This window comes from Clostridium sp. HV4-5-A1G, assembly GCF_900184915.1.
In the GTDB taxonomy this organism is placed as follows: Bacteria; Bacillota; Clostridia; order Clostridiales; family Clostridiaceae; genus Clostridium_B; species Clostridium_B aromativorans.
On record NZ_FXYI02000365.1, the window covers coordinates 1 to 851 of the forward strand.

1 protein-coding gene is annotated in these 851 nt (G+C 28.9%); it reads left to right on the plus strand.

The window, feature by feature from the left end; genetic code table 11:
* Positions 1-102: 102 nt before the first annotated feature.
* Positions 103-774 (plus strand): VTT domain-containing protein, encoded by a 672-nt coding sequence (locus J5G60_RS18535; protein ID WP_150356667.1) that lies wholly within the window; start codon positions 103-105, stop codon positions 772-774.
* Positions 775-851: the final 77 nt, after the last annotated feature.

The following is an 851-nucleotide window of genomic DNA, read 5'->3' on the forward strand; positions in this document are numbered from 1 at the left end:
ATATAATTCTTTTTTAATTATATTTTAACCTTGTGCGTGTAATATATTATTTTGTAGAAGAGTACATTTACAGGTTTTATATAATAAAAGGAGATAAAAAGTATGAATTTTATGGTGAATTTAATTGACATTATGCTGCATCTTGATAAGTATTTAAATATCATAATACAAAATTATGGGATGTTGACATATGGTATAATATTTGCAGTTATATTTTGTGAAACAGGTTTAGTGGTCACACCTTTTTTACCGGGAGATTCCATTATTTTTGCAGCGGGAGCACTTGCTTCAGAAAATATGCTGGAGATATTTACTTTGTTTATCGTATTTTTTTTAGCTGCGGTAATAGGCGATACTGCCAACTATTACATAGGTAAAAAAATTGGAAGTGGTATTTTAAGAAGGGAGAATATGAAATTTATCAATAAGGAGCATATTCATAAGGCACACAGGTTTTATGAAAAATATGGTCCTATGGCTATAGTGCTGGGAAGATTTATCCCTATAATAAGAACTTTTGTACCTTTTGTAGCGGGAATTGGTGAAATGGGATATTTAAAATTTATAACTTATAATATGCTTGGAGGGTTCCTGTGGGTGTCCCTGTTTTTAGGGGGAGGGTACTTTTTTGGAAGTCTACCTTTTATAAAACATAATTTTTCCTATGTAATAATTGCCATTATAATAATATCGCTTATTCCGGCAGTTACTGTATTTTTAAAAGAAAGAAAAAAAGATCAAAATAGAAATAACGCTGCCAGCACAGAAGTCTAATATTTAGGTATATGGATATTTTCAGTAAAAGATGTTTGAATTTAAAATTTGTAACTATTATTTTAAATATATAATAA